The organism is Phenylobacterium sp., assembly GCF_036263695.1.
GTDB lineage: Bacteria > Pseudomonadota > Alphaproteobacteria > Caulobacterales > Caulobacteraceae > Phenylobacterium.
This window is the reverse complement of sequence record NZ_DATAGM010000007.1, coordinates 1-4662: the sequence shown is the minus strand read 5'-3', so window position 1 is coordinate 4662 and position 4662 is coordinate 1. Positions and strand designations below refer to the sequence as shown.

Sequence of the window (4662 nt, the reverse complement as noted above, 5' to 3'; positions counted from 1 at the left end):
TTCGAGACGTACCAGGAGAACCCTGCCGAACCGGCTAACCAGAGCACCGAGGCCACGGCGCCGCCCCAGGTCACCCATCGCCACTTGGCCTGCTCACGGCTCGGCCCGTAGCGGTATACGATCGACAGGGCCAGCATCGTGACCGCCAGGAGCGCAGGCCATCGCAGCAACGCCAGCGGCGCGGCGCTCGCATCGATGCGCAGCATGTTCATCGCCACAGGCACGGCGACCACCGCGGTGGCGGTCAGGCCGACGAACACCAGTCCGCCGATCGTGAAGCCGAGCGTCACCAGGTTCATTTGCAGGAAGTTGCGCTTCTCCTTCTCCTCGTAGGCCACGTTCAGGCCGTTGAAGAGCGCCTTCATGCCGGCGTTGGCGCTCCACAGGGAGAACAGGAAGCTGGCTATGAAGGTGGCCGACAGACTGGCCTTCTTCTCAGCCGCGATCCGGACCATCTGCTCGCCGATGAAGGTCAGGATGTCCGCAGGGACGAAGCCGGTGAGGATCGCCAGATGCTCTCGCGCAGCCGCAACATCGGCGAAGATGCCGTAGAGCGAGACGAAGGCGGCCAGCGCGGGAAACAGCGCCATCACACCTGCGAAGGCGATCCCGCTGGCCACCAGCGGGATGTTGTCGCGCATGAACTCGCGCCACGTGCGCCAGAGGATATCCTTCCAGCCCGCTGGAGGTATCTCCGAGGGCCCCTCCGCGGCCCGCCCGCGGTTCGCCTCCAGCGGCGCATCGTGGGGCTGGCTCAGACCGCGCGGCTTCGGGCGGCCTTGGCGCGGCCAGGCGGCGAGCATCAGGCCAAGCGCCAGCCAGGGCGCCAGCACGATCGGCGACGGGGGCTTCAGGCGGGGTCGGGCGGCGTCGGCCATGGCTGAGCATGAAATCCGCCAGAGCCGCCGCCCGTTCCGGCCGCTAAGATCGCGAGATGCCGACCCGAATCTTCGTCGACGCCGACGCCTGTCCGGTCAAGGACGAGGTCTACAAGGTGGCTCGCCGCTATGGGCTGCAGGTCTATGTCGTGGCCGGGTCGTTCCTGATGGTCCCGAAGGAGCCGCGCATCGAGCGGGTGATCGTCGAGGCCGGCCCCGACGCCGCCGACGACTGGATCGCCGAGCAGGTGCAGCGCGGCGATGTCGTCATCACCCACGACATCCCGCTGGCCAGCCGCTGCCTGAAGAGCGGCGCCCTGGTGCTGGGCCCGTCAGGCCGGGTGTTCACGGAGGACTCCATCGGCCAGGCGCTGGCGGGCCGGGCGATCGGGGAGCATCTGCGGTCAGTGGGCGAGATAACCCGGGGTCCGCCGCCGTTCCAGGCGAAGGACCGCTCGCGCTTCCTCTCAGCGCTCGACGAGGCGGTTCACCGGGCTAAGCGGCTTGGGGGCGGCTGACGACTGGAAGGGCCCGATCCCTTCCTTCTTCATGAACCAGTTCGCGAACTCGGGTCCGATAACGAAGCCGTCCCGGTTGGCGTCCGCGGCGCGGAATCCGTCGACGCTCTCACCGGACTCCAGCCACTCGGCCTTGCTGACCTTCTGGTCCTTGTTGGCGTCAGCCGGGTGGACGAAGCGGCCCGGGGGCGGCTCGGCCAGGACGGGGCTCGCCGAACCCGCCGCGAACGCGGTCAGAACGGCGAGGGAGGCGAGGCGGCGCATACTGCGGCTCCGAATGGCTTCCAGAGCAGGTTCGGCGCGAGTCATGGCCGAATTTGGCCGATTTCAGCGCTCGAATACGCCCACCAACTCAATGTGAGGGGACCACAGGAACTGGTCCACGGGTAGCACCCGGGCGAGCCGGAAGCCGGCGTCGATCAGCACCCGGGCGTCGCGCGCAAAGGTCGCAGGGTTACAGGACACGCCGATTGCCCGCGCCGCGCCAGAGCGGGCGATCTCCTGCGCCTGCTCCAGCGCCCCGGCCCGCGGCGGGTCGAACACCACGACATCGGTGCGCTTCAGCTCCTCGGCGAGGACGGGCCGGCGGACCAGGTCCCGCGCCTCGGCGGTGATCCCCTTCAGGCCGGGGGCGGTGGCGACGGCGGCCGTCAGCGCGCGAATCGCCTCCGGCGCGCCGTCGGCCGCATAGACCGGCGCGACCTCGGCCAAGTGAAAGCTGAAGGTGCCCACGCCGCAGTAGAGGTCGGCGATGCGCTCGGCGCCTTGCGCCTGCTCGTGCACGAAGGCGGCCATCGCCGCCTCAGCCTGGGGGACGGCCTGCAGGAAGGCGCCTGGCGGCAGGCCGACCCTCGCGGGGCCCAGTCGCACGGTGGGCATCCGCGCCTGGTAAGCGGTTTCGCCGTCGAGGGTGATCCGCGCAAAGTCGGCCGCCGCGGCGGTCTCGGCGAGTTGCACGCGGGCGTCCGCCGAGAGGCCCCCGCTCTTGCGCTCCACCCCGGTGATGTCGACGTCGAGCCCCGCGTCCGTGACCGTCACGTGCAGGGTGGGCGCGGACTTGGGGTGCTCGAACAGCGGCGCGGCCAGCCGCTTCAGGTCCGGCAGAGCGGCGTGGATACGCGGGTCGGAGATCGGGCAGACGTCGATCTCCACCAGGCTCCAGGACTTGCGAGTCTTGTAGCCGACGCGGGCGGCGTCTTTGCGCCCCTGGCGGGCGTGCAGCGCCACGCGCCGGCGGGTTTGGGGCTCGGCCGCGAAGGGCGGCAGCATCTCGGTCTCAATGTGCTGGCGCGCCAGGGTGCCGGCCAGCCGCTCCACCTTCCAGGCGAGGTAGGCCGGCCGGTCCCAGTGCTGCAGGGCGCAGCCGCCGCAGGCGCCGAAGTGCGGGCAAGGCGGCTCGACCCGCTGTGGGCTCGGCTCGAGAATCGCCACGACGTCGCGCCGGTCGCCGCCGGGCGCGAGCCGCACGCGCTCACCCGGCAGGGTGAAGGGCGCGTAGAGCGGCCCGGGCGCGATGCCGTCCCCCTCCCCGCCGACCGCCTCGATCACCGTCTCTACCGCGGGCCTTGAGCGCGGCTGTGGCCTGGAACTTCGCATCACGGCAGCCATTTAGCCGTCGATCCGCCAAGAGGCGAGCCGCGCCCGGGCCGCATGAACGAAGATGAACGGCCCGATCAACGCGCGTTCACCTTAGCTTTGCCATCAATGTTCTCGAAGAGTCGGCAGGGGGCCGCCTTGAAGAGAAACGCCGGAGACAGCCTATGAAGCGACTTCTCGTTCTCGCCGCCGCAGCCGCCACCGCGGTTCCGGCTTTCGCCGCCCCCGAACTGGCCAGCGCGCAATCCGTCCGCAACTACGGTTCGGGCGACATCTGCCGGGCCGAGCAGCGCCGCTCGGCCACCACCGGCGCGGTGATCGGCGGCGCAGCGGGCGCTTTGGTGGGCCGCAGCGTGGCCGCCGACAACGCCCGCACCGAAGGCACTGTGCTGGGCGCCGCCGTCGGCGCCGTGGCCGGTCACCAGATCGGCAAGTCGCGGGTGAAGTGCGTGAACTATCCGACCCGGGTCTCGGCTCGGTCCGACTGCCGCTGGGTGCAGGAGTACTACGGCGGCAAGATGCACGATTTCGAAGTCTGCCGTGGACGCGACGGCGTCTGGCGGCCGAGCGGGCGCGGCTAGAGCCGCGCTCTGACCTGACACCACCCGAGGGGAGCCTGCTGTAAAATGAACTTCCGTTCCACCCTGGCCAAGGGCGCCTTGGCCGCCGTCGCGGGCGTCGCCGCCCTGACCGCCGTGGCGGCGCCGACCATCGCGTCGGCTCAGCCCTACGGCGGCTCCTACTACGACCCCTGCCGGCGCGATCAAACCAATCGCGGTACTGTCGGCGGCCTGATCGGCGGCGCGCTGGGCGCGGCCATCGGCTCCAACGCGGCGGCGCGGAAGAACCGCACCGAAGGCGCCCTCCTGGGCGGGGCGGTCGGCGCGGTGGCCGGCGCGGCCGTCGGTAACAACTCGGCGGCCTGCCGCAGCGGTTATCCCCGCGACAGCTACTCCGCCTACGACCGCGGCTACAGCGGCGGCTACTACAACCAGCCCTACGACCTCGAGGACCGCTACCGCTCCAATGGCTACTACAGCGGCGGCGGCTACTACGGCTCTGCCTACGAGGACGACGACTACGGCTACGCCTATGGATATGGCGGCCAGCGGCTGCGCATCACCGAGCGGGCCGGCGCCGACGGCTGCACCCTGGCCGAGAGCCCGGTCTACATGCCGGACGGCCGCACCGTGACCCGCATGGTCCGGGTCTGCATGGACAGCCGCGGCCGCTACCAGGTCGTCGACTAGACCTCTCAGTTCCTGAGCGAGACGACTGGCCGCCGGCAGCGATGTCGGCGGCCTCTTTCTTGACTGACGCTCCCCTGCGACTTGGTTTGTCGCAGGCGCTACCTGCCACCCAGGGCGACGACGATAGATCCGCTCATCCCGGCGGGAGCCGGGACCCAGACACCGGATCAGACGGAGAGGCCGCCTGGATCCCGGCGTCCGCCGCGATGAGCGGGCCCAGAGAGCCTACGTCCCGCCGGCCGACTTCTTCGCCCAGACCAGATACTCGGCATTCCCCTCGCCGCCGGCGATCGGGCTGTCGGCCTCGCCCATGACCCGCCAGCCGCTTCCCTGCAGGAAGGCCTTCGCGCCGTCGAGGGCGGCGGCGCGGATGGCGCGATCCTTGACGAGGCCGCCCTTCCCCACCCGGCCGGGCCCGGC

6 protein-coding genes and 1 pseudogene are annotated in these 4662 nt (G+C 70.7%); 3 read left to right on the top strand and 4 right to left on the bottom strand.

Annotated elements, in window-relative coordinates; genetic code table 11:
• A partial coding sequence (locus VHK87_RS00205; protein ID WP_329632885.1) for a YihY/virulence factor BrkB family protein occupies positions 1–878 on the bottom strand: 878 nt, incomplete at its 3' end.
• Positions 879–934: 56 nt separating this feature from the next.
• Here VHK87_RS00205 and VHK87_RS00200 point away from each other — a divergent pair.
• Positions 935–1396, top strand: coding sequence for a YaiI/YqxD family protein (locus tag VHK87_RS00200; RefSeq protein ID WP_329632884.1), 462 nt, complete (start codon positions 935–937; stop codon positions 1394–1396).
• Here the strand turns inward: VHK87_RS00200 and VHK87_RS00195 are convergent.
• The gene (locus VHK87_RS00195) at positions 1346–1660 is read right to left on the bottom strand and encodes a hypothetical protein (RefSeq protein WP_329632883.1); all 315 of its coding nucleotides are present in this window, start codon (positions 1658–1660) and stop codon (positions 1346–1348) included. The two genes, VHK87_RS00200 and VHK87_RS00195, sit on opposite strands and share 51 nt — an antisense overlap.
• 63 nt (positions 1661–1723) lie before the next feature.
• Positions 1724–2992 carry a class I SAM-dependent RNA methyltransferase gene (locus tag VHK87_RS00190; RefSeq protein ID WP_329632882.1) on the bottom strand — a complete coding sequence of 423 codons (1269 nt, stop codon included), beginning with the start codon at positions 2990–2992 and terminating at the stop codon, positions 1724–1726.
• Between the two features lie 164 nt (positions 2993–3156).
• Between VHK87_RS00190 and VHK87_RS00185 the strand changes: the two genes are divergently transcribed.
• Together VHK87_RS00185 and VHK87_RS00180 are read left to right on the top strand one after the other, a co-directional pair.
• Positions 3157–3573: a glycine zipper 2TM domain-containing protein gene (locus VHK87_RS00185; RefSeq protein ID WP_329632881.1), complete on the top strand. Its 417-nt coding sequence runs from the start codon at positions 3157–3159 to the stop codon at positions 3571–3573.
• Positions 3574–3618: 45 nt separating this feature from the next.
• Positions 3619–4242: a glycine zipper 2TM domain-containing protein gene (locus VHK87_RS00180; protein ID WP_329632880.1), complete on the top strand. Its 624-nt coding sequence runs from the start codon at positions 3619–3621 to the stop codon at positions 4240–4242.
• 225 nt (positions 4243–4467) lie between these two features.
• Here VHK87_RS00180 and VHK87_RS00175 read toward each other — a convergent pair.
• Positions 4468–4662, bottom strand: a pseudogene (locus VHK87_RS00175) (TlyA family rRNA (cytidine-2'-O)-methyltransferase); the annotation flags it as partial.

Excerpts from the sequence above, each read along its gene's own strand:
- VHK87_RS00200 (WP_329632884.1), top strand. The coding sequence starts at position 935 with ATGCCGACCCGAATCTTCGTCGACGCCGACGCCTGTCCGGTCAAGGAC.
- VHK87_RS00190 (WP_329632882.1), bottom strand. The coding sequence starts at position 2,992 with ATGCGAAGTTCCAGGCCACAGCCGCGCTCAAGGCCCGCGGTAGAGACG.
- VHK87_RS00195 (WP_329632883.1), bottom strand. The coding sequence starts at position 1,660 with ATGCGCCGCCTCGCCTCCCTCGCCGTTCTGACCGCGTTCGCGGCGGGT.
- VHK87_RS00185 (WP_329632881.1), top strand. The coding sequence starts at position 3,157 with ATGAAGCGACTTCTCGTTCTCGCCGCCGCAGCCGCCACCGCGGTTCCG.
- VHK87_RS00180 (WP_329632880.1), top strand. The coding sequence starts at position 3,619 with ATGAACTTCCGTTCCACCCTGGCCAAGGGCGCCTTGGCCGCCGTCGCG.